Source organism: Rhizobium sp. AN80A (assembly GCF_030053015.1).
In the GTDB taxonomy this organism is placed as follows: domain Bacteria; phylum Pseudomonadota; class Alphaproteobacteria; order Rhizobiales; family Rhizobiaceae; genus Rhizobium; species Rhizobium metallidurans.
In genome coordinates this window covers 335,484-361,029 of record NZ_JASJPX010000003.1, presented here as the reverse complement: position 1 = coordinate 361,029, position 25,546 = coordinate 335,484, and the positions used below count along the sequence as shown (strand labels likewise).

Annotated in this window: 24 protein-coding genes and 1 pseudogene; 14 read left to right on the top strand and 11 right to left on the bottom strand. The window is 63.1% G+C overall.

The features are described 5' to 3' along the window. Positions 1 to 36: 36 nt before the first annotated feature. The 4 genes from P3R82_RS13325 to P3R82_RS13310 all read right to left on the bottom strand — a co-directional run bounded on the left by P3R82_RS13325 (position 37) and on the right by P3R82_RS13310 (position 2,378). Positions 37 to 378 carry a tRNA-binding protein gene (locus P3R82_RS13325; protein WP_283194188.1) on the bottom strand — a complete coding sequence of 114 codons (342 nt, stop codon included), beginning with the start codon at positions 376 to 378 and terminating at the stop codon, positions 37 to 39. Positions 379 to 389: 11 nt separating this feature from the next. Further along, positions 390 to 1,211 carry a pyrroline-5-carboxylate reductase gene (gene proC / locus P3R82_RS13320; protein ID WP_283194187.1) on the bottom strand — a complete coding sequence of 274 codons (822 nt, stop codon included), beginning with the start codon at positions 1,209 to 1,211 and terminating at the stop codon, positions 390 to 392. Position 1,212: 1 nt separating this feature from the next. Next, the gene (locus P3R82_RS13315; RefSeq protein WP_183899313.1) at positions 1,213 to 1,713 is read right to left on the bottom strand and encodes a YbjN domain-containing protein; all 501 of its coding nucleotides are present in this window, start codon (positions 1,711 to 1,713) and stop codon (positions 1,213 to 1,215) included. A 356-nt stretch (positions 1,714 to 2,069) separates the two neighbouring features. Further along, complete coding sequence (locus P3R82_RS13310; RefSeq protein WP_283194186.1) at positions 2,070 to 2,378, bottom strand: accessory factor UbiK family protein; 309 nt, start codon at positions 2,376 to 2,378, stop codon at positions 2,070 to 2,072. Between the two features lie 192 nt (positions 2,379 to 2,570). Here P3R82_RS13310 and lgt point away from each other — a divergent pair, with 192 nt between their 5' ends. The 7 genes and pseudogenes from lgt to P3R82_RS13275 all read left to right on the top strand — a co-directional run bounded on the left by lgt (position 2,571) and on the right by P3R82_RS13275 (position 9,183). Continuing rightward, complete coding sequence (gene lgt / locus P3R82_RS13305; protein WP_283194185.1) at positions 2,571 to 3,419, top strand: prolipoprotein diacylglyceryl transferase; 849 nt, start codon at positions 2,571 to 2,573, stop codon at positions 3,417 to 3,419. Between the two features lie 23 nt (positions 3,420 to 3,442). Continuing rightward, positions 3,443 to 4,543, top strand: a complete 1,101-nt coding sequence (locus tag P3R82_RS13300) for a class I SAM-dependent methyltransferase (RefSeq protein ID WP_283194184.1) — start codon at positions 3,443 to 3,445, stop codon at positions 4,541 to 4,543. Between the two features lie 95 nt (positions 4,544 to 4,638). Beyond that, positions 4,639 to 5,433 carry a peptidoglycan editing factor PgeF gene (gene pgeF, locus P3R82_RS13295; RefSeq protein ID WP_283194183.1) on the top strand — a complete coding sequence of 265 codons (795 nt, stop codon included), beginning with the start codon at positions 4,639 to 4,641 and terminating at the stop codon, positions 5,431 to 5,433. Between the two features lie 5 nt (positions 5,434 to 5,438). After that, positions 5,439 to 6,590, top strand: coding sequence for a Xaa-Pro peptidase family protein (locus tag P3R82_RS13290; protein ID WP_283194182.1), 1,152 nt, complete (start codon positions 5,439 to 5,441; stop codon positions 6,588 to 6,590). 112 nt (positions 6,591 to 6,702) lie between these two features. After that, positions 6,703 to 7,548 carry a hypothetical protein gene (locus tag P3R82_RS13285; protein ID WP_283194181.1) on the top strand — a complete coding sequence of 282 codons (846 nt, stop codon included), beginning with the start codon at positions 6,703 to 6,705 and terminating at the stop codon, positions 7,546 to 7,548. A 106-nt stretch (positions 7,549 to 7,654) separates the two neighbouring features. Further along, positions 7,655 to 8,586, top strand: a pseudogene (locus P3R82_RS13280) (ribose-phosphate pyrophosphokinase). An 87-nt stretch (positions 8,587 to 8,673) separates the two neighbouring features. Continuing rightward, positions 8,674 to 9,183, top strand: a complete 510-nt coding sequence (locus P3R82_RS13275) for a Kazal-type serine protease inhibitor (protein ID WP_283194180.1) — start codon at positions 8,674 to 8,676, stop codon at positions 9,181 to 9,183. 63 nt (positions 9,184 to 9,246) lie between these two features. Here the strand turns inward: P3R82_RS13275 and P3R82_RS13270 are convergent, their stop codons facing one another. Together P3R82_RS13270 and P3R82_RS13265 are read right to left on the bottom strand one after the other, a co-directional pair. Beyond that, positions 9,247 to 10,698, bottom strand: coding sequence for a hypothetical protein (locus tag P3R82_RS13270; protein ID WP_283194179.1), 1,452 nt, complete (start codon positions 10,696 to 10,698; stop codon positions 9,247 to 9,249). 82 nt (positions 10,699 to 10,780) lie between these two features. Next, positions 10,781 to 13,561, bottom strand: coding sequence for an EAL domain-containing protein (locus P3R82_RS13265; protein ID WP_283194178.1), 2,781 nt, complete (start codon positions 13,559 to 13,561; stop codon positions 10,781 to 10,783). A gap of 399 nt (positions 13,562 to 13,960) precedes the next feature. Here P3R82_RS13265 and P3R82_RS13260 point away from each other — a divergent pair, with 399 nt between their 5' ends. The 4 genes from P3R82_RS13260 to pth all read left to right on the top strand — a co-directional run bounded on the left by P3R82_RS13260 (position 13,961) and on the right by pth (position 18,788). After that, a complete protein-coding gene (locus P3R82_RS13260; RefSeq protein ID WP_283194177.1) occupies positions 13,961 to 14,572 on the top strand; it encodes a 50S ribosomal protein L25/general stress protein Ctc in 612 nt (203 codons plus the stop codon). 187 nt (positions 14,573 to 14,759) lie between these two features. Further along, positions 14,760 to 17,117, top strand: a complete 2,358-nt coding sequence (locus P3R82_RS13255) for an EAL domain-containing protein (protein ID WP_283194176.1) — start codon at positions 14,760 to 14,762, stop codon at positions 17,115 to 17,117. A gap of 22 nt (positions 17,118 to 17,139) precedes the next feature. Then, entirely contained in the window at positions 17,140 to 17,859 is a 720-nt protein-coding gene (locus tag P3R82_RS13250) for a transporter substrate-binding domain-containing protein (protein ID WP_283196336.1), read from the top strand. A 152-nt stretch (positions 17,860 to 18,011) separates the two neighbouring features. Beyond that, positions 18,012 to 18,788, top strand: a complete 777-nt coding sequence (gene pth / locus P3R82_RS13245; protein ID WP_283194175.1) for an aminoacyl-tRNA hydrolase — start codon at positions 18,012 to 18,014, stop codon at positions 18,786 to 18,788. A 37-nt stretch (positions 18,789 to 18,825) separates the two neighbouring features. On the opposite strand, the gene clpS is transcribed toward pth, so the two are convergent. Then, on the bottom strand, positions 18,826 to 19,137 hold the full coding sequence (gene clpS, locus P3R82_RS13240; RefSeq protein WP_283194174.1) for an ATP-dependent Clp protease adapter ClpS: 312 nt from the start codon (positions 19,135 to 19,137) through the stop codon (positions 18,826 to 18,828). Between the two features lie 190 nt (positions 19,138 to 19,327). On the opposite strand from clpS, the gene ychF reads away from it, so the two are divergent. After that, positions 19,328 to 20,431, top strand: coding sequence for a redox-regulated ATPase YchF (ychF, locus tag P3R82_RS13235; RefSeq protein ID WP_283194173.1), 1,104 nt, complete (start codon positions 19,328 to 19,330; stop codon positions 20,429 to 20,431). Between the two features lie 123 nt (positions 20,432 to 20,554). Here the strand turns inward: ychF and P3R82_RS13230 are convergent, their stop codons facing one another. Continuing rightward, the gene (locus tag P3R82_RS13230) at positions 20,555 to 21,646 is read right to left on the bottom strand and encodes a hypothetical protein (protein ID WP_283194172.1); all 1,092 of its coding nucleotides are present in this window, start codon (positions 21,644 to 21,646) and stop codon (positions 20,555 to 20,557) included. A gap of 80 nt (positions 21,647 to 21,726) precedes the next feature. Here P3R82_RS13230 and P3R82_RS13225 point away from each other — a divergent pair, with 80 nt between their 5' ends. Further along, complete coding sequence (locus tag P3R82_RS13225; RefSeq protein ID WP_283194171.1) at positions 21,727 to 22,209, top strand: MaoC family dehydratase; 483 nt, start codon at positions 21,727 to 21,729, stop codon at positions 22,207 to 22,209. Continuing rightward, positions 22,206 to 22,670, top strand: coding sequence for a MaoC/PaaZ C-terminal domain-containing protein (locus P3R82_RS13220; RefSeq protein ID WP_283194170.1), 465 nt, complete (start codon positions 22,206 to 22,208; stop codon positions 22,668 to 22,670). The genes P3R82_RS13225 and P3R82_RS13220 overlap by 4 nt, the downstream gene beginning before the upstream one ends. Positions 22,671 to 22,715: 45 nt before the next feature. On the opposite strand, the gene P3R82_RS13215 is transcribed toward P3R82_RS13220, so the two are convergent. The 3 genes from P3R82_RS13215 to P3R82_RS13205 form a co-directional block, all read right to left on the bottom strand. Next, on the bottom strand, positions 22,716 to 23,258 hold the full coding sequence (locus P3R82_RS13215) for an adenine phosphoribosyltransferase (protein ID WP_183899332.1): 543 nt from the start codon (positions 23,256 to 23,258) through the stop codon (positions 22,716 to 22,718). A 113-nt stretch (positions 23,259 to 23,371) separates the two neighbouring features. Continuing rightward, entirely contained in the window at positions 23,372 to 24,241 is an 870-nt protein-coding gene (locus P3R82_RS13210; RefSeq protein ID WP_183899333.1) for a cytochrome c1, read from the bottom strand. Positions 24,242 to 24,267: 26 nt separating this feature from the next. After that, complete coding sequence (locus P3R82_RS13205; protein WP_183899334.1) at positions 24,268 to 25,545, bottom strand: cytochrome b N-terminal domain-containing protein; 1,278 nt, start codon at positions 25,543 to 25,545, stop codon at positions 24,268 to 24,270. Position 25,546: the final 1 nt, after the last annotated feature.

The following is a 25,546-nucleotide window of genomic DNA, read 5'->3' as shown; positions in this document are numbered from 1 at the left end:
CGAAACGCCGGGCGCAAGGCCTCGGCGCTGCGCCGATCACATGATCTTCTTTCCGTTCGGGACCGGCTTGTCCGGCGCCGCGAGCACGATGGCGCCGGCCTCGTCCTCGAAACCGAGCGTCAGCACCTCGGAGCGGAATGGCCCGATCTGTCGCGGCGGGAAGTTGACGACGCACAAGACCTGTCGGCCGACGAGATCGTCGAGCGTATAGTGCACGGTGATCTGCGCCGAGGACTTCTTGACGCCGATCTCCGGCCCGAAGTCGATCAGCAGCTTGAAGGCCGGCTTGCGCGCCTCGGGAAACGGATTGGCCTCGATCACTGTGCCGACACGGATGTCGACCCGCTCGAAATCGCCGTAGGTAATTTCTTCGGTCATGAAAATCAGCCTCAGCCCGCGAGTTCCTCGGCGCGCTTGCGCGCGGCCGAAAGCGCCTTGTCGAACAGCGGCTGCATCGCATCGTCAGCCATCAGCACGGAGAGCGCCGCCGCCGTCGTGCCGCCGGGCGACGTCACGTTCTGGCGCAGCTTCGATGCGTCGTCGGGGGACTGGTGCAAAAGCTCACCAGCCCCCGCGACAGTTTCCCGTGCAAGCCGCATGGCAAGGTCCGCCTGCAGGCCAAGTTTGCGGCCTGCTTCTGCCATGCACTCCACGAGATAGAACACATACGCAGGACCACTGCCCGAAAGGGCTGTAACGGCATCGATATCGGATTCCAAAGGCACCCATTCCACGGGTCCGGAGACCCTGAGCAGCGCGTGCACCTGATCGCGCTGGTTCTGGCCGACGCGCTGGTTGGCGTAGGCGCCGGTGACGCCACGGCCGACCATGGCGGGCGTGTTCGGCATGGCGCGAACCATCGCCGCTTCGCCGAGATGCGTTTCGAGAAAGCCGAGCGTCTTGCCCGCCGCGACCGAAACCACGACCGTATCGGCGCCGACGGCGCTTTTGACGGATGGAAGCACCGCGTCCATGACCTGCGGCTTGACCGCCAGAAACAGCACGCCGGCCTTCAATTCGGAGGGAAGCGTCGTCACATGCCTGGCGCCCGCCTCGCTGATAACAGCCATCATCTGGGCCGAGGGGCCCGGATCGACGACGACCACGGAAGCACCGGGCACACCGTTCTTGAGCCAGCCGGAGAGCATCGCGCCCCCCATGTTGCCGGCGCCGACGAGAACGATTGGACCCGAGGACGACAGACCGGACATGTTACGCTTCACCCACGGTTTCGAACAGAACGGCTTCCATGGCGCGGTTGGCGTCCATGCCGGACCAGATCACGAACTGGAATGCCTGATAATAAGCCTCGCAGGTATCGAGCGCGCTGGCGAGCAGCACCTCGACCTGGCGGTTCGTCGGCTCGGCGCCGCCGGCCAGCAGCAGCGACTGCCGGAAGATGACCACGTCCTCCTGGCGCCAGACGTCGAAGTGGCCCATCAGCACCTGGCCGTTGATACCGGCCAGAAGCTTCGTCACTTCATTCATGCGCTGTTCGGGAATCTTGATGTCGAAGGCGCAGCCGAGATGCAGCGCCTCGAATTCCTCCATCCAGGAAAAGGAGACGTGATAATCCGTCCACTTGCCCTCGACCGTCATCGCGATTTCGTCGTCACCCGACCGCTCGAAAGCCCAGTCGTTGTGGGCGGCGACGTACTCGATCGTATCGACCGGGTTCGACTGACGCTCGACTTCCAATTCCATGAGGCTCATGCAGCACCTTCTTGACCGGAGTGAATGCGTAACGACTTCGTCCAACGAGACACAAGCGAACACACGCAAAACCCGGAAACCACCAACCCAGATGACCGTTGAACCGCTACCAGACTTACGCAGCGAACCTGCCCGGAGCTTACCAACTGCTTCGAATCATCATTTAAAATCAGTGTATAACGCACCCGGTGGTGTGCCAGCCCCCTGAGGGCCGTTTTCGGGAACGCCACTGTGGAAAGGTGTTGGGAATTGGATTCAGAAGGAGGGTATAAACGACTCTGCCCATTGGCTTTTTTGGCAGTGTCCACAGGTGGAAAAACACACCCGCTTTTTTAGCCGAAGCAGCGGTGTGTCTCTCAAAGGCCACACCGCGCCATGTCCCTAAACGGGATTACTTGCCCTTGGCGGCGGGCTTGGATCTCGAGCTTCGCCTCGAGCGCGGCGATACGTGCCAGAAGCGCGTCGTTTTCGTCGCGCGCCTTGATCGCCATCTCGCGCACGACCTCGAACTCTTCCCGCTTGACCACGTCCATGCTGTTCAGCCAGCGCTCGGCCTGGGCATTGAACATCGTTTCGACTTCCTTGCGCACGCCCTGGGCGGCGCCCGCGGCATCGGTCATCAGCTTGGCGAACTCGTCCATGATGCGGTTTGTGCCTGTCGTCATGGCGGTTTACTCCCTTTGAAAGAATGCTTTCGGCCGCTCTCGGCCCTCGGCACTGAGGTAGGGCTTCGCCGTTAAGGATGCAAGCGCTTTGCACTGGATAAGCGGTCGCACCTATCTCGCATCACTAACAATCAACTTGACCGGCTGGTGTCGCAAGGCCATCTTCCGCCCACATCAACGGATGGGACGACCTTGCCGACAGCTGCCAACTTCATGGCTATCATGCCTTTTCCCAATATCGACCCGATCGCCTTCGCCATCGGACCCGTGGCGATCCACTGGTACGGCCTGGCCTATGTCGCCGGCATCATGATCGGCTGGTACTACGCCCGCATCATCGCCGGAAACGACAGCCTCTGGCCCGGCAATGCCTCGCCGATCACCAAGGCGCAGCTGGACGACTTCGTCGTCTGGGTGGCGCTTGGCGTCGTCCTGGGCGGCCGCATCGGCTACATCCTGTTCTACGACATGGCATCGATCATCGAGAGCCCGATCCGCGCCATCCAGATCTGGAACGGCGGCATGTCCTTCCATGGCGGCCTCGCCGGCACGACGATCGCCATGATCATCTTCGCCAAGCGCAACAAGATCCCGCTCTGGAACCTCTTCGACATCGTCGCCGCCGTGGTTCCCGTGGGCCTGTTCTTCGGCCGCATCGCCAATTTCATCAACGGCGAACTCTGGGGCCGGCTGACGGACGTGCCTTGGGCCGTGGTCTTTCCGACCGGCGGCCCCTTCGCGCGCCACCCGAGCCAGCTTTATGAGGCGGGCCTTGAAGGCATCGTGCTACTCCTCGTGCTGGCCGCCCTCATCTATGGCGTGCGGGCGCTGAAGACCCCCGGCTTCGTCACCGGCGTCTTCGTCTGCGGCTACGCCCTTTCGCGCATCTTCGTCGAGTTCTTCCGTGAACCGGACGTACAACTCGGCTACCTTCTCGGCACCAACTGGCTGACGATGGGGATGGTCCTGTCGTCGCCGATGATCCTGCTCGGCCTCTGGGCCATGATCCGTGCCCGCCTTCAGGCTGCTCCGCAGTCCTGATCGCGGCTCCGGAGGAGGAGAACATGACCACCGCACTCGGTGAGAAGATCAAGGCGATCATCCAGGCGAACGGTCCGATCAGCGTCACCGACTTCTTTTCGCTGTGCCTCGCCGATCCCGAATACGGATACTACAAGACCAGGGAACCCTTCGGCAGCTCCGGCGACTTCGTCACCGCGCCGGAGGTCAGCCAGCTCTTCGGCGAGATGATCGGCGTCTTCATCGTCCACGCATGGCAGCGCCACGGCACGCCCCCGGGCGTGAAGCTGGTCGAGATCGGCCCGGGACGCGGCACGATGATGTCGGACATGCTGCGCGTCATCGAGCGTCTGGCGCCGCCGCTCTTCGAAACCATGACCATCCACCTCGTCGAGACCAGCCCGCGCCTGCGCGAGGTGCAGCAGGAAACGCTCGCCGCCCATCAGGGCAGGATCAGCTGGCACGACGGCTTCGACGAGATCCCGCCCGGCCTCACCCTGATCGCCGCCAACGAACTCTTCGACGCCATCCCGATCCGCCAGTTCGTCAAGACCGCGACCGGCTTTCGCGAACGCATGGTCGGCCTCGACGTCGATGACGAGCTCTCGTTTGGAACCGGCGTCGCCGGGATCGACCCGCGGCTGCTTCCCGAGCAGGCCGCGAGCGTTCCCCTCGGCACGCTTTTCGAGATCGCCCCCGCGCGCGAATCCGTGATGGTCGCCATCGCCGATCGGCTCAAGGCCTTCGGCGGCACGGCGTTGGCGCTCGACTACGGCCACCTGATCACCGGCTTCGGCGATACGCTGCAGGCGGTACGCATGCACGAATTCGACCCACCGCTCGCCCACCCTGGCGAAGCCGATCTCACCAGTCACGTCGATTTCCAGGCTCTCGGCGAGACCGCCGTGGCAGCCGGGCTCCACGTCAACGGCCAGCTGCATCAGGGCGACTTCCTGGTGGGCCTCGGCATCCTCGAACGCGCCGCCGCCCTCGGACGTGATCGCGAACCCCGCACCCAGCAGATCATCCAGGCCGCCGTCGACCGCCTGGCCGGCGAAGGCGAGGGAAAGATGGGGGAACTCTTCAAGGTGATGGCCGTTTCCCATCCCGCCATCGATCTGATGCCGTTCCGTTCCGTGGATTGACAGGGCGCGCGCGGCGGGGTCAACATCGCCGCAATCGACAGCGCTTCGTCCGGCACACCGTCTGGGCGTCGCTAAAACAAATCGTGGAATGACCGATGACACATGCGCCCTCCCCGGAACCGATCCAAAGCGCGCTGCTGAACGAAGCGACCGGCGACACCATCCAGCACGGCTATTTCACCCGCCAGGGCGGCGTCTCCGACGGCATCTATCGAGGCCTTAATGTCGGCCTGGGCTCCAGCGACGAACGCGCCAAGGTCGAGGAAAACCGCAGGCGCGTCGCCGGCTGGTTCGACCTGCCGGTCGAGCGGCTGGCAACCGTGCACCAGGTGCATTCGCCCGATGTCGTGGTGGTCGACGCCTCCTATGACGGCACGCGCCAGCCGGCCGACGCGCTGGTGACCGCGACACCCGGCATCGCGCTTGGCGTGCTCGCCGCCGATTGCGGCCCGATCCTGTTCGCCGATCCGGAAAACAAGGTGGTCGGCGCCGCCCATGCCGGCTGGAAGGGCGCATTCACCGGCGTGCTGGAAAACACCATCGACGCCATGATCGGGCTCGGCGCCCGGCGCGAGGCGATCGTCGCCTGCTTGGGCCCGTCGATCAGCAAGGCGAGCTACGAGGTCGGTCCCGAATTCGTCGAGCGCTTCGTCAGCGAAAACAGCGATTATCAGCGCTATTTCACCCCGTCTCAGAAGCCCGGACATGCGATGTTCGACCTGCCCGCATTCACCATCGATCGGCTGCGTGCCGCCGGCGTCAAGGCGGAAAGCCTCGGCGTCTGCACCTACCCCGACAGCGAACGCTTCTTTTCCTACCGACGGACGACACACAGCCAGGAACCGGACTACGGCCGGCAGATTTCGGCGATTGCCATAAGGGAGATGTGACCGGTATGGGCCTACACTTCGAAACCTCCGAATTCGCCGACCGTCTCGCGCGGCTGACGCAGCAGATGCAGGAGGAGAAGCTCGACGCCCTCCTCCTCTTCGCCCAGGAAAGCATGTACTGGCTGACCGGCTACGACACCTTCGGCTACTGCTTCTTCCAGACGCTCGTCGTCAAGGCCGACGGCACCATGGCGCTTCTGACCCGTTCGGCCGATCTGCGTCAGGCGCGGCAGACGTCGATCATCGAAAACATTCATATCTGGGTCGATCGCGTCAACGCCGATCCGACCGTTGATCTGAAGAACCTTCTGGTCGAGATGGACCTGCTCGGCGCGCGCATCGGCGTCGAATACGACACGCATGGCATGACCGGTCGCATCGCCCGGCTTCTCGACACGCAGTTGATGGCATTCGGCCAGATCTCCGACGCATCCTATCTCGTCAGCCGTCTGCGCCTCATCAAGAGCCCGACGGAGATCGCCTATGTCGAGCGCGCGGCGGCCCTTGCCGACGACGCGTTGGATGCGGCCCTTTCGCTGACGAAAGCCGGCGCCGACGAGGCCGCGATCCTTGCGGCCATGCAGGGTGCCGTCCTTGCCGGCGGCGGCGATTACCCCGCCAACGAATTCATCATCGGCTCCGGCGCCGATGCCCTGCTCTGCCGCTACAAGGCCGGCCGCCGCAGGCTCGACGCCAACGACCAGCTGACGCTGGAATGGGCCGGCGCCTATGCGCATTACCACGCCGCGATGATGCGCACGATCGTCATCGGCGAACCGAGCTATCGCCACCGCGAACTCTACAATGCCTGCCTCGAGAACATCCAGGCCATCGAAACGGTGCTGAAGCCGGGACATACGTTCGGCGATGTCTTCGACGTCCATTCGAAGATCATGGAGGAGCGCGGCCTCTCGCGTCACCGCCTGAACGCCTGCGGCTATTCGCTCGGCGCCCGCTTCTCGCCCTCCTGGATGGAACACCAGATGTTCCACGTCGGCAATCCACAGCCGATCGTGCCGGGCATGCCGCTCTTCGTCCACATGATCATCATGGATTCCGACAGCGGCACGGCCATGACTCTCGGGCAAACCTACCTGACGACCGACGACGAGCCGAAGGCGCTGTCGCGTCATCCGCTCGACTTCATCAACCTATGAGTGACAGCCGATTATAATCGGCAATTGACATCTCCATGCCCCGACCGCCATAAAGTTGGCCGGGGCATATGCCGCGTGGCGACACGCGCACTGAAGAAGGATGACACGAGGGATGACGCGACTTGCGACAGCGTCCACGCTCATCGCCTGCCTTGCCCTGCTTTCCGCCTGCAACACCACGGATGCCCTGACCCCCCTCGTCGACATCGGCGAAACCTCGGGCAGCATCCGTTCGACGCCGGTCACCCAGGGCGAGGTCGAGCGCATGGCAGGCACGCCGCGACGCGGCCAGACCTTCTCGTCTCCGCCGCGTGAGGGCGGCTATCACCCGGCCTATGTGGAACAGGACGCCCGGCCCGGCTCCGGCGCACCGCCGACGACCATGCAGGCGCAGGCCTATGCGCTCGACGGCCAGACCGAGCAGCCGCGAGCCTCCGCCGCCATCGAGAGCCAGCCCCTTTCCGAGCCGGTCTCCGAGCCCGCTTCGGAGCCGGTATCGAACGCGCAGGCCGAAGAGCAGGACATCGCCGACGCAGAGGCGAAGGACAAGGTGGCCGAGCCGAAGCGCACCGCAATGCTGGCGCCATCGGGCGGATCGAGCGTACGCTTCCTGCCGATCATCGGCGCGCCGGTTCAGGCCGTCACGCCCCTGTCGCGGCAACTCGGCGCCGAAGCGCGCTCGCACGGCCTCGCGATCAAGAGCTCCAACGACAACAGCAGCGCCTACATCCTCAAGGGTTACCTCTCGGCCTTCACCGACAGCGGCAAGGTAACGGTGGTCTATGTCTGGGACGTGCTCGACAACAGCGGCGCCCGGCTGCATCGCATCCAGGGACAGGAGAGCGTTCCGTCCGAAGCGCAGGATCCCTGGGCCGTGGTTCCGGCCTCCGTCATGCAGCAGATTGCGTCCAAGACGATCAGCGAATTCTCGTCGTGGCGGGATGCCCGTGGCGGTTAAGCCACAAGCTTTTTGGAAATATAAAGGCGCGAGTCGCCTTTGCCCTTGCATTCGGGAACAAGCTGGCTAAAAAGCGCGGCTATCAGCAGGCAACAGGCGGACCAAGATGAAGGTTTTCGCAGGCAATTCGAACCGGCACCTCGCCGAAGAGATCTGCAACTATCTTAATGTGCCCTTGGGCAGAGCAACGGTCCGAAGATTTGCCGACCAGGAAATCTTCGTGGAAGTCCAGGAAAACGTACGCGGCGAGGACGTGTTCCTCGTCCAGTCGACGTCCTTCCCGACGAACGACCACCTGATGGAACTGCTCATCATGATCGATGCGATGCGCCGCTCGTCGGCCCGCCGCATCACCGCGTCCTTCCCTACTTCGGCTACGCACGCCAGGACCGCCGCGCTTCGGGCCGCACGCCGATCTCGGCCAAGCTCGTCGCCAACCTGATCACCGAAGCCGGGGCCGACCGCGTTTTGACGCTCGATCTGCACGCCGGCCAGATCCAGGGCTTCTTCGATATCCCGACGGACAATCTGTATGCCGTGCCGATCCTGACGCGCGACATCAAGGCCAACTACGACATCTCCAACGTCATGGTCGTGTCGCCGGACGTCGGCGGCGTCGTGCGCGCACGCGCGCTTGCCAAACGCCTCGACTGTCTTCTGGCGATCGTGGACAAGCGCCGCGACCGCCCGGGTGAATCCGAAGTCATGAACATCATCGGCGACGTCACCGGCAAGGACTGCCTGCTGATCGACGATATCGTCGATTCCGGCGGCACGCTCTGCAACGCCGCCGACGCGCTGCTCGCCAAGGGCGCAGCCAGCGTCACCGCCTACATCACCCATGGCGTCCTGTCGGGCGGCGCGGTGACCCGCATCACCAATTCCAAGCTGCGGGAGCTCGTCATCACCGACTCGATCCAGCCGACGACGGCCGTCCAGTCGGCGCACAATATCCGCGTGCTGACCACCGCGACGCTGATCGGCGAAGCCATCAACCGCACCAGCCAGGAAGAATCCGTCTCCAGCCTCTTCGACTGAGTGAAGACGGAATCCCTGTCCGCCCTTTCTCCCGCATCCCAATTCGGTTAGGATTTCAATGATATCCGGCCGACGGGAGGAAGAAGCATGGCAAAAATCGTGAAATCTCCGATCAGACTGGCGATGCTGGTCATCCTTCCAGCCCTCTCCGCCTGCACCGCGGATGTCGGTCCCGGCTATGGGCCAGGTCCAGCTTACGGAACCGGGCCGGCCCCGGTCCGTCCGGCTCCGCCGCCGCGCCCTCGCCCGCCGCAGCCGCAAATGTGCACAATGGAATACGCGCCGGTCTGTGGTGAGCGCGGTGGCCGCACGCAGACATTCGGCAATGCCTGCCAGGCCAACAACAGCGGTTTCCGGATCGTTGGCCGAGGCGAGTGCCGCGCCGGCCCGCCGATGACGCCGGGACCCGGGCCGGGCCCTCGCCCGCGTCCGCCACGCGAGGAACCGATGCCGCCCCAGCGGCCCGGTGGCATCTGCACACGCGAGTACCGCCCCGTTTGCGGCGAGCGCGGCAGAGAGATCAGGACATTTTCGAATTCATGCGAGGCGGGCAATGCCGGCTTCCGCATCGTCGGCCAGGGCGAATGCCGCCGCTGATGGCGGGACCTTGGCGGACGTCGGGTTTCCGGCCCGCGAATGGGGCCGGAAATGACTGGGGGCTCAGTTCGCGCCCTTGACCACCTGGCCGTTGACCGTGATCGAACCGTCGCGAGCAACGCTGACGTCCCAACGCTGACGGCCGTCGGGATCGGTCTTGCCGAAGCCCTTGACCATCATCAGGCCGAACGACACCTGGTTGAGCTCGGGATTGCTCTTGGCCAGTTCCTGGATGGCGGTGATCGTCTTGTCGAAGTCGCGTGCGAGGATCGATGCGGTCATCGAATATTCCGTGGTCGACTTCGGAACGCCGCGAACCTCACCTGAGATTTCGGCATCATAGACGCTGGAACGCGCCGAAATCTTCGGGAAGGCAACGACCATCTCGCCATTGGTCATGAGCTTTGCGAAAGCCTTGTCGCTTTCCTCGCTGCTCTTCTTCTCGTCGGTATAGTCGACCTTCATCAGCTCTTCGCCGAGTGCGGCGACGTTGAGCTCGGGGAAGCCGAACTGGAGCTCCAGCTCCTCGGGAACGAAGGGCGCGTACATCTCGGGCAGCAACGCGGTGTCAAGACTGATCCGCTTTGCCGCCATGCCGACATCGAACCGCATCGCGTCGCTCGGACCGCTCACGCCGATCGTATAATCGATGCTGTCGGCGCCGCCGCTGCCGGCTACGCTCGATACGCTCACCTTGTTCAGCGTTATCGTCTCGTTCAGGCTCGTCAGCAGCGGGAACGACTTGCGCAGCAGCTCCTTGATCTTCTCACTGTCGGCGCGCTTGAGCTTCTTGTCGTCGGCGTGCTCGATGACGAAGGCGAGGATCTCGCGGAAATCGTTGATGGAAACGCCATTCACCGCGGCGGCGAAATCCACCGAGTCGGCGCGGATCTCGACGGCCGGTACTTCCTTGCCGCTGATCGTCTCGACGAAGGCGTTCATCGTGCCGCTGCCGGCGAAATTGGTCCGCCCCTTCAACTCGGCATCAGACGAGGTCATCTTGTAGGTCGAGGGGCCGGTCTCGACGCTCACCTCTTCCTTCTCCGTCTTCGACGAGAAGCGAAGCGCCTTGCTGGAGAAGTCGCCAGACTTGAGATAGCTGATCGCCGGATCGAAGACGCCGTTGGAAATCAGGGAATCGATGACATAGGTGAACTCGGTGTTCGGCTGGCCGGGTGCCTTGAACGCGCCGGTGACGTCGAGCGAGTTGTTGCCCTCGATCGTCCACAGGCCGCTTTCTTCAGGCGTTGCGAAGATCGACCATGGGTTCAGGCCCTTGATGGAAAAGTTCTTCGGATCGGCCTTCTTCAGGAGCGCCGCGAAGTCATAGATGATCTCGTAGCGCGTGCCCGCCGGGTTGACGGTCACGAAGCCCTTGGCCGCGTCCTTCGGCAGAAGCCGCGACAGGTTCGCCTCGATTTCCTTGGCGCCCTGCTGGTTGATATCGACCGCCTGGGCCGTCGAGATCAAGCCGAGAAGAACGACAGCGGTCGCCGTTAGGGTCTTGAGTTGCATGCTGAATTTCTCCCGTACCATTTGAGGTCGCATGTGAAGGCTCGGGCCCCGCCCTGTCAACCCGGCAGTTGCATGCGCGATTTCAGGCGGCGATCCTGCGCGAGCGCATCGGCATCGGCCGGCCGAGAAGATAGCCCTGCGCCTCGTCGCAGCCTTCGTCGAGCAGTATGCCCAGCTGGACATCCGTCTCGACGCCCTCGGCAAGCACCGGAATGCTGAGGCTTTGCCCGAGCGCCAGGATCGCGCGGATGATCGCCTTTGCCTGCTCGCTGGTCTCGACCTCGTTCATGAAACTGCGGTCGAGCTTGATCTTGTCGAACGGGAAGGAGCGCAGCGTCTCCAGCGACGAATAGCCCGTGCCGAAATCGTCGATGGCGATGGATACGCCGAGGTTCTTCACCTGGCGCAGCGTCAGCAGCGCCCGGTCCTTGTCGACGATGATCGACGATTCGGTGATCTCGAGCTCAAGGCGCCATGGCTCGAGCCCGGTCTCGAACAGGACCGAATGCACGAGATGCGCGATATCCTGGTGGCCGATCTGGACTGGCGACAGGTTGACGGCGATCTTGTGCTTCTCGGCCCATCCGGCGGCCTCCTTGCAGGCCTCTCGCAGCACCCACTCGCCGATCGGCACGATCGCGCCGCATTCCTCGGCGACCGAGATGAAGTCGCCCGGCGGCACGTTCCCGCGTGTCGGATGTTCCCAGCGCAGCAGAACTTCGTAGCCGGTTATGTCACCGGTCGAGACCGATTTCTGCACCTGATAGTGCAGATGCAATTCGTTTCGATCGATGGCCGACCACAGATCGCTCGCCATCTTGCGGCGGTCGCGCGCCGCCTCGTCCATGGCCACTTCATAGAAGCAGATGCGCTCGCTGAGCGTCGCCTTGGCGCGGTACATGGCCAGATCGGCATTGGCCAGCAGCATCTCGCCGGTCGATCCGTCCTGCGGATAGATGGCGACGCCGATGCTGGCGTCGGGATTGATGTCGAAGCCGTCGATCTTGAAGTCATCCGTCAGGCTCGCCTCGAGCCGCGCCACGAAATCATGCAGGTCCGCGATGTCGGAGAACTGCTTGATCGCCGCGAACTCGTCACCGCCGAAGCGGGCGACGAACTCGTCTTCGCCGAGATGCCGGCTCATCCGCTCCGACAGGGTGACCAGCACCTGATCGCCGGCGCTGTGGCCGCGCTGATCGTTGATCTCCTTGAACTTGTCGAGATCGATGCCGATGACCGCGACCTGCATTCCCGCGCGCTTGGCGACCGCCAGGTCCTGCGACAGGCGCTCGGAAAACGCCGAGCGGTTGGGCAATCCCGTCAGCGCGTCGTGGCGCGCCATGAACGCGATCTTTTCTTCCGAAAGCAGTCGCTCCGTGATGTCCTCGTAGGTCGCGACCCAGCCGCCATCGGGAAGCTCGTTGAGGTTCAACTGGATCGACCGGCCATGCGCGATCTTGTGAATGATCGAGTGTTCACCCAGCCTGAACGCGCGCTTCAGCTTGTCGTAATGCTCGGACGAGCGCGTCGCCACGACCTCGGGATCGGACAAGTGGATCTCGTATCCGAGCGCGATGATCTGCCTGTAGCTCATGCCGGGACGGATCGTTCCCGGCTGGAATTCGAAGATCTCGCTATAGCGGCGGTTTGCGAGAACGAGGCGTTCCTCGGCGTCGAACAGGCAGATGCCCTGGGAGACGTTCTCAAGCGCGAGGTCGAGATTGCGCGAGACTTGCTTGATGCGGTCGCGGTCGGCCTTCTGCTCGGTCACGTCCCTGGTGATCTTCGCGTAGCCGGCGATCTCGCCGTCGGCGGCCCAGATGGGATCGATCACGACGTGAGCCCAGAACGAGGTTCCATCCTTGCGGAAACGCCAGCCCTCCGCCTCGAATTTGCCCTCCGTACGCGCCTTCAGCAGGGCACGCTGCGGCAGGCCGGCGGCGCGCTCCTCCTCGGAGTAGAATCGTCCGAAATCCTCGCCGATGATTTCATCGGCGGTGTATCCCTTCGCGCGCTGCGCGCCGACGTTCCAGTTCGTGACGCGGCCGTCTCTGTCGAGCATGTAGATCGAGTAATCGGTCACGCCCTGCACGAGCATCTCGAAGCGCGCCTCGCTCTCCTTGGTCGAGCTTTCCGCCCGCATCGCGAACAGAGCCGCGGCGAAGCCGGACGCGATCATCGACAGCGACACGGACAGAAGAGTGACGACCATGAAGCCCGTCGACATGGTTTCGCTCGGATCGACCGTCGGGCCGGGACCGGGTACGATCGTCAGCGCCGCCATGGCGGTAAAATGCATGGCGACGATCGCTGCGCAGACGGTGGCGGCCGGCACGAGCAGCTTGCGGCCCGCGGCCTTGATATCGGGAAGTAGATAGAATCCGATAGCCGAAATGACGACGGCAAGGGTCATCGAGGCGATGACGAACGACCGGTCCCATGTCATGCTGCCGGCAAACCGCATCGCCGCCATGCCGAGGAAGTGCATCGACGTGACGCCGATGCCGAACAGCACCCCGGCGAACGCCCTGCGCCCCCTGCTCTCGGCCCCGGCCGCGAAGGTCACGGCCGCAAGCGTGGCAACCAGCACCAGCGCCAGCGACGTCAATGTTCCGGATGTATCGTAAGTGACGACCACGCCGCCGCTATAGGCGAGCATCGCCACGAAATGCGTCGCCCAGATCCCGAAACCGCCGGCGGCGCCACCCATCAACAGCCAGATCAGGCGCGCCACCTTGACGGTGTTTCGCGCCCGCTGCAGCAGCGTCAGCGCGGCAAGGCTGGACAGGAAGCAAAGGCACGCGGCCAGCACGACCAGCCTGAGATCGTGCATTTGGGCAATGCAGTTAAAAACGGTAAACATGACTTATCCGGACCAATTTGCCGTTCCGCTTTCATACGCGGCGGCTTAAGAAAGCGATAATGACGACGGTCCGCGCGGTCCTGACGATGGCTAATCGCGACTGTTATTAATGCCGCGTCAACGGTGGGTGATCCTGGGTTTCGATTTGCTTTCGCGGCGAATGCCCAAGTTGCATCAGCTTATGCTAAAAGACTCACGCAAAAAGACAGGGCGGTCTTGCCTGCGTCTATGCCCCGCCGGACGACGACCCTTGCCATTCCACCGCAACTAGACTATAGCGCACGCGTCCGCACAGACACCCTTGGAGGCAATGCGGATGAGGATGGGGAAACCCGCCTCCAGTTCAGCGACAGGCGATGCCTGCGCCGAGCTCTCCAAATAACCTCGGAAGGAAAAGTCATGAGCCACGAAAGCTACGAGCTCAAGGCCGAGGCGCGCGAACGGGTTGGTAAGGGGTCCGCCCGTGAACTTCGCCGCAATGGTCTCATCCCGGCTGTCATCTATGGTGACAAGCAGGCCCCAATTTCGATCTCCCTCAGCACCAATGAGGTAACGAAGCGCATCCACGCTGGCGGTTTCATGACCACCATCGCAACGATCGACGTCGACGGCAAGAAGTACAAGGTTCTGCCGAAGGACTACCAGCTCGATCCGGTCCGCGACTTCACGATGCACGTGGACTTCCTGCGCGTATCCGGCAACACTCAGGTCTCCGTCCAGATCCCGGTTCACTTCATCAACGAAGAGAAGTCCCAGGGCCTCAAGGTCGGCGGCGTTCTGAACATCGTTCGTCACGAAGTCGAAGTTCATTGCCCGGCCGATGCGATCCCGGAATTCTTCAACGTTGACCTCAGCGGCAAGAAGATCGGCGACAGCATCCACATCTCCGAAGTCACCCTGCCGAAGGGCGTGACCACGGTTATCGACCGCGACTTCACGATCGCCACGATCGTTGCTCCGGCAGCAGGCGTATCGGAAGACGAAGAAGAAGCTGGCGAAGCTGAAGCTTGATCCTTTGATCGCTTGAACGCTTTGTAAAGTATAAGACCCGCTTTCTCCGGAAAGCGGGTCTTTTCATTTCCGCCGGCCGAAGCATTTCAACTTCGATTAAGACATTTCGTGGAAGCATGCCCCATCGTTTCAGAACAGGTTCCGTTCCGAGCGAAGACATTGCGCGGCAAGGGGCAAACGCAGGAAAATGCATAATTCCGTCCAGAACAGATTTCTAGGAATTGTGTTCGCCGCGCTTCTTCTGCTCGTAACCCCGCTCTTCGTTCTCTTCCTTTTCCTCTCCTCGGAACGCGCCGAAAAGGAAATCCGCGACGGCATCTCCGTTCTTCTCGTCGCCAACGCGCAGGCGCTTGCAAAGCCGCTCTGGGATCTGGACGAAGACAGCGTCACGCAGATCAGCGCCGCCGTCGTCTCGCAGGGCAGCATCGTCAAGGTTCAGGTCCGCGACGGCTCGGGCCAGCTCGACGTCAGCCAGTCGACCATCCCGGCATCCTACCGGGGCGGACTGGTCGAGGTATCGCGCGCCATCACCTACACCACGCTGGACGGCCCGAAGAAGCTCGGGACCATCTCGGTCTTCTATCCCGCGCCGGACCTGTTTTCCGGCCTGAGGAACGAAGAGATCATCTTCCTGTCGATCTTTGTTTTCGCCGTTCTCATTGTCTTTTGCGCCGGGCTCATCGGCAACCGCATCGTCCTTATCAGACCGTTGATGCGCCTGATCGCGGCCATCGAGGCCACCGGCCAGCTCGGTTCTCGCCATCATGTCGACTGGCGCTCCAACGACGAAATGGGCCGCCTGGCCCGCAGCTTCAACACCATGCAGTCCAAGCTGGAAAGCGAGGAGCAGGAACTGAAACTCGCGCATCGCCGCGCGATCGACATCTACAATCTGACGCCGGCCATGCTGTTCTCCCTCGACGAGGACGACCGCATCACCGCCGTCAGCGACTACTGGCTCGCCGCCACCGGCTACAAGCGCGAGGACATCGTCGGCAATCGCTTCGCCGATCTCGTAACGACCGACACGCGCGGCGCGTTCCTCGAGCGCAAGGACGACCTGAACGGCGGCGTGACCGTCGATGTCACCGTCAAGTTCCTGTGTGCCGACGGTTGCGTCATGGACGTGCTGATCCTGGAATCGAAGGCCGCGACCGGCGGCCAGGACTTCCTTTCGCTTTCCGTCATGACCGATGTCACGGCGCTGAAGGCCTCGGAAGCCCGCAACCACAAGCAGGCGATCACCGACCACCTGACCGGACTTCTCAATCGCCAGGGCTTCGAGACCGTGCTCGACGGCAAGATCCGCGAGGCCGACGCCGCCAAACAGGAGCTCGCCTGCCTGTTCGTCGATCTCGACCGCTTCAAATGGATCAACGACAATCTCGGCCACGCCGAGGGCGACAAGGCGCTGCGCGAGTTCGTCGGCCGCCTGAAGAGCAAGCTCGCGCCATCGGACGTGGCAGCCCGCCTCGGCGGTGACGAGTTCGCGATCCTGCTGCCATCGCAAGACGCCGCCCGGCGCGCCGATCTGATGGCCGAGATGCTCGCCGCGATCTTCGACGAGCCTTTCGGTACCGACATGCATCTGAGCGCCAGCGTCGGCATCGCCATCTATCCGCGCCACGCCGACAATGCCGCCGAGCTGCTGCAGAAATCCGACATGGCGATGTATGCCAAGAAGCGCGACGGCAAGAACGGCGCCCAGCATTTCGACAACGAAATGGTCGACCATGCCCGCGCCCGCGCCGAGATCGAAAGCTGCATCGAGATCGGCCTGATCGAGGACTGGTTCGAGGCCTACCTCCAGCCGATCGTCAATCTCAACGGCCGGGGCGTCGCCGGCTTCGAGGCGCTGATGCGCCTCAATCATCCCGTCAAGGGCCTGATGGCGCCGGCCGGCGTCATCAACGTCGCCGAGGAGACGGGCAAGATCATCCGCGTCGGCAACGTCATCATGGAAAAGGCGATCGAGCATCTGGCGGCGCTTTCGGCGCTTCCCGGTCTGGAAAGCAGCTACCTCGCCATCAACTTCTCGCCGCTGCAGTTCGAGCCGGCGCTGCCCGCGCGGCTGGCATCGCTGCTGATGCGCCACAATATCCGCCCCGAGCGGATCGTCGTCGAGATCACCGAGGCTGTCTTGATGCACAACAACCCCGAAATCCGCAAGATCGTCAGCGATATCCGCCAGTTCGGCTGCCGCATCGCGCTCGACGACTTCGGCACCGGCTACTCCTCGCTCAGCTATCTCAATCGCTTCCCTGTCGACATCATCAAGATCGACCAGTCCTTCACCCGCTCGATCAACGACGCCAACGAGGATATAAGGCGCAAGAGCCGCACGCTCGTCGAGAGCATCACGACGCTCTCGCACAAGATGGGCTGTAACGTGATCGCCGAAGGTATCGAGACCGAGCAGGAGTGCCATACGCTGTGCGAGATGGGCCTCGACTACGGACAGGGCTATCTCTTCCACCGGCCGCAGACCGTCGATCAGCTGATGATCCGGCTGGCGGATGCTCAAACGCTCGCCCGCGCCTCCTAGACGCAAGAGAGAAGCCGAGATGATAAAACCGCTGCTGCTTCTCGCTCTCCTGAGCTTGCCCTTCGCCGGCCCGGCAAGTGGCGCCACCGTCAATTTCGTGACCGAGGAATACCCGCCCTTCAGCTACCACGAAGGCAAGGACCTGAAAGGCGCGGCCATCGAGCAGGTGCGGATGTTGATGCAGAAGGCCGGGATCGATATGAGCGTCGAGATCATGCCCTGGAGCCGCGCCTACGCCGCCACCCAGGCCACCTCGATGACCTGCCTCTTCACGACCGCGCACAGCCCCGAGCGCGACCAGCTGTTCAAGTGGGTCGAGCCGCTGCTTGTGGACGACAACATCCTTGTGGCGACGGCTTCGTCGGGCATCCCCGAAACCGATCCGGACAGCACCCGGCGTTACGTCGTGGGCACGCATCGCGGCGACTACACCGAGAAACTGCTGAAGGAAAAGGGGTTCACCAGGATCGATGTCGCCAGCGATTTCCCGTCGACGCTGCGCAAGCTGCTGAGCGGCCGCATCGACCTCATGCCCATCTCGTCGATCTATTTCGAGAAACTCAAGCTCGAACACCCCCTGGTGCGTATCGCGACGCTCTCTTCCCAATCGCTCGGGATAGCCTGCGAGAAGAGCTTCCCCGAGGATTTGCGGGCCAGGATGCAGCAGGCGCTCGACGAACTGATCGCCGACGGCACCCAGCGGGCGATCTTCGAGAAATACGGCCTGCGCCCGCGCCCCTGATCGCGCGCTCCAAATCTTGCTGGCCCAATCTCGCGCGCCCGATCTAGCTTGATTGATTCTGGCCCTCATCGGCACGCGCGCGCTTGACTTCGGCGCCGTTTCGCGGTGGTGAACGTGCTCGGGAAATCGAAACGCTCAGGAATGAACGCGCCATGCTTGTTATCGCCGGCCTCGGCAATCCCGGCAGACAATATGCCGGCAACCGCCACAACATCGGCTTCATGGCCGTGGACGCCATCCACCGCCGCCACTCGTTTTCGCCCTGGTCGAAGAAGTTCAAGGCCGAGATATCCGAAGGCGAGATCGCGGGCGAAAAGGTGCTGCTGATCAAGCCGCAGACCTACATGAACCTGTCGGGCGAATCCGTCGGCGAGGCCATGCGCTTCTACAAGCTGCAGGCGTCCGACATCGTCGCCATCTACGACGAACTCGACCTTTCGCCCGCCAAGGCCCGCATCAAGGTTGGCGGCGGCCATGGCGGCCACAACGGCGTGAAGTCGCTCGACGCCCATTGCGGCAAGGACTACCGGCGCCTGCGCCTCGGCATCGGCCATCCCGGCAACAAGGATCTGGTACACAACTACGTGCTCGGCGATTTCGCCAAGGTCGACCAGACCTGGCTGGAACCGATGCTCGACGCGCTCGCCGACAATCTCGACATGCTGGTCAGGCGCGAGGATCTGCAGCTGATGAACAAGCTGGCGCTCGCCGTCGGTGGCAAGGAAGACGAGGACAAGCCGAAGCCCGCCAAGCCGTCGGGTGCGAACGCGGCCGGTCAGCAGCCTGCCGGACAGAAATCCGATGGCCAGAAGCCCGCCGGCAAGTCGCACATCCACCAGGCCCGCAACAGCGCCCAGCCGAAGAAGCTGCCGACGACGGGACCGATGGCCGAGATGCTGAAGAAGATGTTCGGCAAGAAGGAAGACTGAGAAGCGCCCTCGCCTCTTGCGATCCGCACCGCTGAGCCTATTCCTCGGGCTCGGTTGTGAACATCAGCGGGAACCCCGCTTCCTTGCCGAAATCCATGGCCTCCTTCGCCTTGGTCTCGGCGATATCCTTGGCGCAGACGACCACGACGGCGGTGCCGAGCTTGTGCGCGGTCATCATCACCCGGTATCCGGCTTCCTCGCTCATCCTGAAGACGATCTTCAGCACCGCCGTCACGAATTCGCGCGGCGTGAAGTCGTCGTTGACGAGAATGACCTTGTAAAGCTTCGGCCGATCGAGTTTCGGCTTGGCCTTCACTTTCGGTGTCAGGGCGACGTCGTTGTCACTCATCGGGCAGTCCATCCGTTGATGACAGGAAAGGGGCGAGCCTGTGCTCAGCCCGCTTAATATATTGCACTGCAAGCGCCGCTTTCAAGCCAAAGCCGCTTTGATCACGCAAGATCGCTCGAAAAGCTTGACCCGGAGGCGGCTTTTACCCCATACGCACGGCCAAGGAATTCAAGAACAGCAGGTTTCAGCCATGGGCTTCAAATGCGGTATCGTCGGTCTGCCGAATGTCGGCAAGTCGACCCTCTTCAACGCACTCACCAAGACGGCGGCGGCGCAGGCGGCGAACTATCCCTTCTGCACGATCGAGCCGAACACCGGCGAAGTCGCCGTTCCCGATCCGCGCATGCAGAAGCTGGCGGGCATCGCCGGCTCGAAGGAAATCATCCCGACGCGCATCTCCTTCGTCGACATCGCCGGCCTCGTGCGCGGCGCCTCCAAGGGTGAAGGCCTCGGCAACAAGTTCCTCGCCAACATCCGCGAAGTCGACGCCGTGGTCCACGTGCTGCGCTGCTTCGAGGATGACGACATCACCCACGTCGAAGGCCGCATCAACCCGGTCGGCGACGCCGACACGATCGAGACCGAGCTGATGCTCGCCGACCTCGAAAGCCTGGAGCGCCGCGTCGAGCAGACCCGCAAGCGCGCCACCAGCAAGGACAAGGAATCGCTGGCTCAGCTCCCGGTCATGGAAGCGGTCATCAAGCTCCTCAACGAAGGCAAGCCCGCCCGTCTTCTCCTGAAGACGCTGGCGCCCGAGGAGATCGAGATCCTCAAGGGCCTCAACCTCTTGACCTCGCACCCGGTCCTCTACGTCTGCAACGTCGCCGAGGGCGACGCCGTCGACGGCAACGAGCACACCAGGGCGGTTGCCGAAATGGCCGAGAAGCAGGGCGCGGAATGCGTCATCATCTCGGCGGCGATCGAAGCCGAAGTGGCGCAGCTGCCGGAAGAGGAAGCAACCGAGTTCCTCTCGGCGCTCGGTCTGTCTGAAGCAGGCCTCGACCGTCTGATCCGCGCCGGCTACCACCTGCTCGACCTGATCACCTACTTCACGGTCGGCCCCAAGGAAACCCGCGCCTGGACCATCCGCCGCGGCACCAAGGCCCCGCAGGCGGCAGGCGTCATCCACACCGATTTCGAGCGCGGCTTCATCCGCGCCTTCACCATCGGCTACGACGACTACATCAACTTCAAGGGTGAAGTCGGCGCCAAGGAAGCCGGCAAGGGGCGCGACGAAGGCAAGGAATACGTCGTCCAGGACGGCGACGTCATCCACTTCCGCTTCAACACCTGATTTCGAGACGAGAAGATTGCCGCCTGGAGCGTGTCTCGCAAGACTGTTCAGCGGTCTTGCGCGACATGCGACAGAACAAAGACTTGAAGCGTGATGAACGAATCCGAAGGATCGCGGCACGCTTTAGGCCGGCGGCAGTCTTTTTCGAATGCCATCAGGCAGACGGCGCACGACGGAACGCCGAAGCGGCATCCACCCCGTGCCGATGACAAGAACGATCACGCCCACCGCGAGCAGCGTGATGAAGATGTAGGTATCGACCTGCGCATTGCCCTGGCGGAAGATCCCGTAGAGCGCGGCGCCCAGCGATACCAGCCCCGACGTCACGAAGGCGCGTCGGTCGATGATCAGCCCCACCAGCATCAGCGCCATCACGGTAACGACCACCACGGGCGTGCGCATCGACACCGTGTCGAGGCCGCCGAGCGCCCCTCCTCCGCCGCCCGACAGCCACAGGATGCTGTATAAAAGCGCCGGCGCGGCGCCGAGATGCAGCCAGAAGGCAATGTCGGAATTGACCGTGCGGCGCAGCGGGTCCATCAGATCGAAGCGCATCGCCAGCGCGAACAGCCCGACCGCGCAGACGACCGCCAGCACCGACAGGACGCCGCCATGGGTGACGGCGAAGAGCGGATCGCCGCTCAGCCAGCCGAGCAGGCGCAGGACGAGCTGCAGCGCCACGACCACCGCCCCCATGATCGCCAGCGCGAAGGCAAGCGGTATCCGGTAGAGCAGATAGAAAAGCCCCAGCACGACGGGGAAGGCCAGCGTGTATTGCAGCCCCTCGTTGTTGTCGCCGAGCCCGACGATCTGATGCGATCCCTGCAGCAGCAGGGCCGAGACGGACGCTGTCCAGAAGGCCAGCGCGATGGTCAGCGCCACCGCCGGCAACGCCAGCCGCTGGCGGCGCACGAGGATTTCCGCGAGCACGATGATGGCCGGCAGGACCGCGTAGATGGAGCCGACGCCCCAGAGCCCCGCAAGCGCCACCACGATACCGATGGTGATCAGCACGTCGTGAAAGCCGCGCACGAAGCTCGGCGTCTCCGTATCCGAAAATGCCGCCCCTCCCGTTGCCCGGTCCCGTACCGCCGACACCGTGGCATCCGCGCGCACGCCGCGGGCGACGAGAAACGACAACAGGCGCTCGGACGCCTGCGACGGGATGATCCCCTCGCGCTCGGCCTCGTCAAGGATCGACTTCAGTTCGGACATGCGGAATTCTCGCTGGAATCGTTGAGTGACGCCGCATGCTATTGTAATCATGACGAAACGCCTATGACGTGGAGACGAATTTGTCCGATCAGATACTGGCCTACGAGGATTTTCAACCCGGTCGCCGCTTCCCGCTTGGACCGACAGCCGTCTCCGCCGAGGAAATCGTCGAATTCGCCCGCGAGTTCGACCCGCAGCCGATGCATACGGACGAAGCGGCCGGGCGCGCGAGCATTCTCGGCGGGCTCGCCGCATCCGGCTGGCACACATCGGCGATGCTGATGCGGATGATGATCGACAGCTACCTGCTGCATTCGCTGTCGGAAGGCTCGCCGGGCATCGACATCATGGAATGGCGCAGACCCGTCATCGCCGGCGACACGCTCGCCGGCCACTCCACCGTGCTCGAGGCGCGCGCGTTGCGCTCGCGTCCCGGGATCGGCATCGTCAAGTTCCGCCACGAGTTGGAAAACCAGCGCGGCGAACTGGTATGCCTGTCGGAAAACGCGATCATGTTCCGCATGGCCGCCCCGGCGCAGACAGGCACGGGAGCAAGCGCATGAGGATGCTGGATCGCTACGCGCTCGGTGAAAGGACCGAGACGGGAAGCTACGCCTTCACCGAGGAAAACATCATCCGCTTCGCGACGCGCTACGATCCGCAGCGCTTCCATGTGGACAGGCAAGCCGCGCGCGAAAGCCTGTTCGGCGACCTTTGCGCCTCGGGCTGGCATACATGCGCCGGCTGGATGACGACCTTCGTCGCCTATTGGATCGCCGAAAGCAGGAAACTGGCGAGCGAAGGCCACACGCCGCCCAAGCTCGGCCCGGCCGCCGGCTTCAAGGACCTGCAATGGATACGCCCGGTCTTCGCGGGCGAAACCGTCGATTACGCCGTCACCCTGCTGTCGAGCCGGCCACTGGCCTCGCGCCCGGGACGCATCCTCAACACCATCCTCTGCGAGGGCCATGTCGCGGGCGTCCCGGTTGTCAGGTTCGAAAGCAGCGTGCTGGAATTCGAATAGGGCGTCGGATCGCGCTCTAGACCAGAGCCTTTCGTGGAGGCCCGCTCAGTGACCCGGAAATTCGACCAGCGTGCGCACGTCGACGCCGAGCGCTTCCAGTTTCGCCCGCCCGCCGAGATCCGGCAGGTCGATGACGAAGCAGGCCGACACCACCTCGGCGCCCATCTGGCGCAGAAGCTGGGTGGCGCCGACGGCGGTTCCGCCCGTGGCGATCAGATCGTCGACGAGGATCACCTTCTCGCCCGGCTTCACCGCATCGACATGCATTTCCATTTCGTCAACGCCGTATTCCAGGCTGTAGGCGATGCGCACGGTCTCATGCGGCAGCTTGCCCTTCTTGCGGATCGGCACGAAACCCGCCGAAAGCTGATGCGCCACGGCGCCGCCGAGAATGAAGCCACGCGCCTCCATGCCGGCGATCTTGTCGATCTTCGTCCCGGCATAAGGCTGCACCAGCTCGTCCACCGCGCGCCGGAAAGCCCGCGCATTGCCGAGCAGCGTGGTGATGTCGCGGAAGATGATGCCGGGCTTCGGGTAGTCCCGGATGGAGCGGATGGCGGCGGCGAGCTCCGAGGTCGTGTCGGTCATGGAATGTCCAGTGTGTAGGCATGAAATCGGCTGCACCCTATCAACTGCATCCACGGGAACCAACAAAAAAGGCGCCCCGGGGAGCGCCTTTCCAATCAAGCCTTTGCGATACCCTACTGCTCCTTGCGGGCGTAGACCGACCGCTTGGTGAGGTAGATTAGGACGGTGAAGATCAAGAGGAACACCATGACCATGAAACCGGTCTGCTTGCGATCGACCAGATGCGGCTCGGCGGCCCACATCAGGAACGAGGCAACGTCCTTGGCGTACTGATCGACCGTCCCCGGAGTGCCATCGTCATAGGTCACCTGCCCGTCGGACAGCGGCGGCGGCATGGCCAGAACCGAGGCGGCATTGAAATAGGGATTGTAGTGCTGGCCCTGCGACACCGTCGTCCCGGCCGGCGGGTTCTCGTAGCCCGTCAGCAGCGAGTAGATGTAATCCGGCCCGCCTTCCTGGTACTGCGTGAAGATGTCGAAGATGAACTTCGGGAAGCCGCGTTCGATCTCACGGGCCTTGGCGATCAGCGAGAAGTCAGGCGGCGCCGCACCGTTGTTGGAGGCCGCTGCCGCTTCCGCATTGGGGAACGGCGACGGGAAGTAGTCGGATGGCACGGCCTTGCGCGTATACATGTCGCCCGCCGCGTTCGGTCCGTCCTGGACTTCGTAGTTGGCGGCGAACGCCTTGACCTGCGCGTCCGAATAGCCGAGGTCGCCGAGCATGCGGAACGGCACCAGCTTTATCGAGTGGCAGGCCGCGCAGACCTCGCTGTAGACCTTCAGGCCGCGCTGCAACTGGCCCTTGTCGTAATAGCCGAGAGGCCCGGCGAAGGTCCAATCGACCTCCTTGGGCTCCTTCATCGGATAGTGCGGGGCGGCCGCGGTCTCCTGCTGTGCGCCGGGCTTTGGGTCCTGTGCGAGCGCCGCGGTCCCGAGACAGCCGGCGAATGCCAGTGACAGTATGCTTGCAACAAGCTTTTTCATGATGTGTGTTCCCTCTCGCCGCCCGCTCATGCCTTGGCCGCTTGGGCAGCGACTGACTTGTTGCGTTTCTCCAGCACCGCCTCGGTGATCGAGTTCGGCAGCCGGCGCGGTGTCTCGACGAGACCCAGGACAGGCATGACGATCAGGAAGAAGGCGAAGTAGAGCAGCGTGCTGATCTGCGAGATCGTGGTGTAGAGGCCTTCCGCCGGTTGCGAACCGAGCCAGCCGAGGATGATCGCGTTGATCACGAACAGCCAGTAGGCCATCTTGTACCACGGACGATAGACGGCCGAGCGGACCTTCGACGTGTCGAGCCATGGCAGGAAGAAAAGGACGATGATCGCGCCGAACATGACGAGCACGCCGCCCAGCTTGGAATCGATCGGGCCGATGTTGAAGGTGATCGAGCGCAGCATCGCGTAGAACGGCAGGAAGTACCATTCCGGCACGATATGCGCCGGCGTCTTCAGCGGATCAGCCGGAATGTAGTTGTCGGCGTGGCCGAGATAGTTCGGCAGGTAGAAGACGAAATAGGCGTAGACCAGGAGGAAGACCGAAACGCCGAGCGCGTCCTTGAGCGTGGCGTACGGCGTGAACCGCACGGTGTCGGTCTTGGTCTTGATTTCGACGCCGGTCGGGTTTGTCTGGCCGGTGACGTGCAGCGCCCAGATGTGCAGCACGACCACGCCGGCAATGACGAACGGCAGCAGGTAGTGCAGCGAGAAGAAGCGGTTCAGCGTCGGATTGTCGACCGCGAAGCCGCCGAGCAGGAACTGCTGCACCCATTCGCCGATCAGCGGGAATGCCGAGAAGAAGCCGGTGATGACGGTGGCGCCCCAGAAGGACATCTGGCCCCAGGGCAGCACGTAGCCCATGAAGCCGGTCGCCATCATCAGGAGATAGATGAGGACGCCGAGAATCCAGAGGATTTCGCGCGGCGCCTTGTACGAGCCATAGTAGAGGCCACGCGCGATGTGCAGATAGACCGCGACGAAGAAGAACGACGCGCCGTTGGCGTGCATGTAGCGCAGCAGCCAGCCATAGTTGACGTCGCGCATGATCTTTTCGACGGAATTGAAGGCAACCGACGTTTCCGCCGCGTAGTGCATGGCGAGCACGACACCGGTCATGATCTGCACGACGAGCATGACCGAGAGCATTGCGCCGAAGGTGTAGGCGTAGTTCAGGTTGCGCGGAACCGGATAGGCGACGAAGCTGTCATAGACGAGACGAGGCAGCGGCAGGCGCGCATCGATCCACTTCTCAAGGCCGGTTGATGGCTCGTAGCTGGATTGGCCACTCATA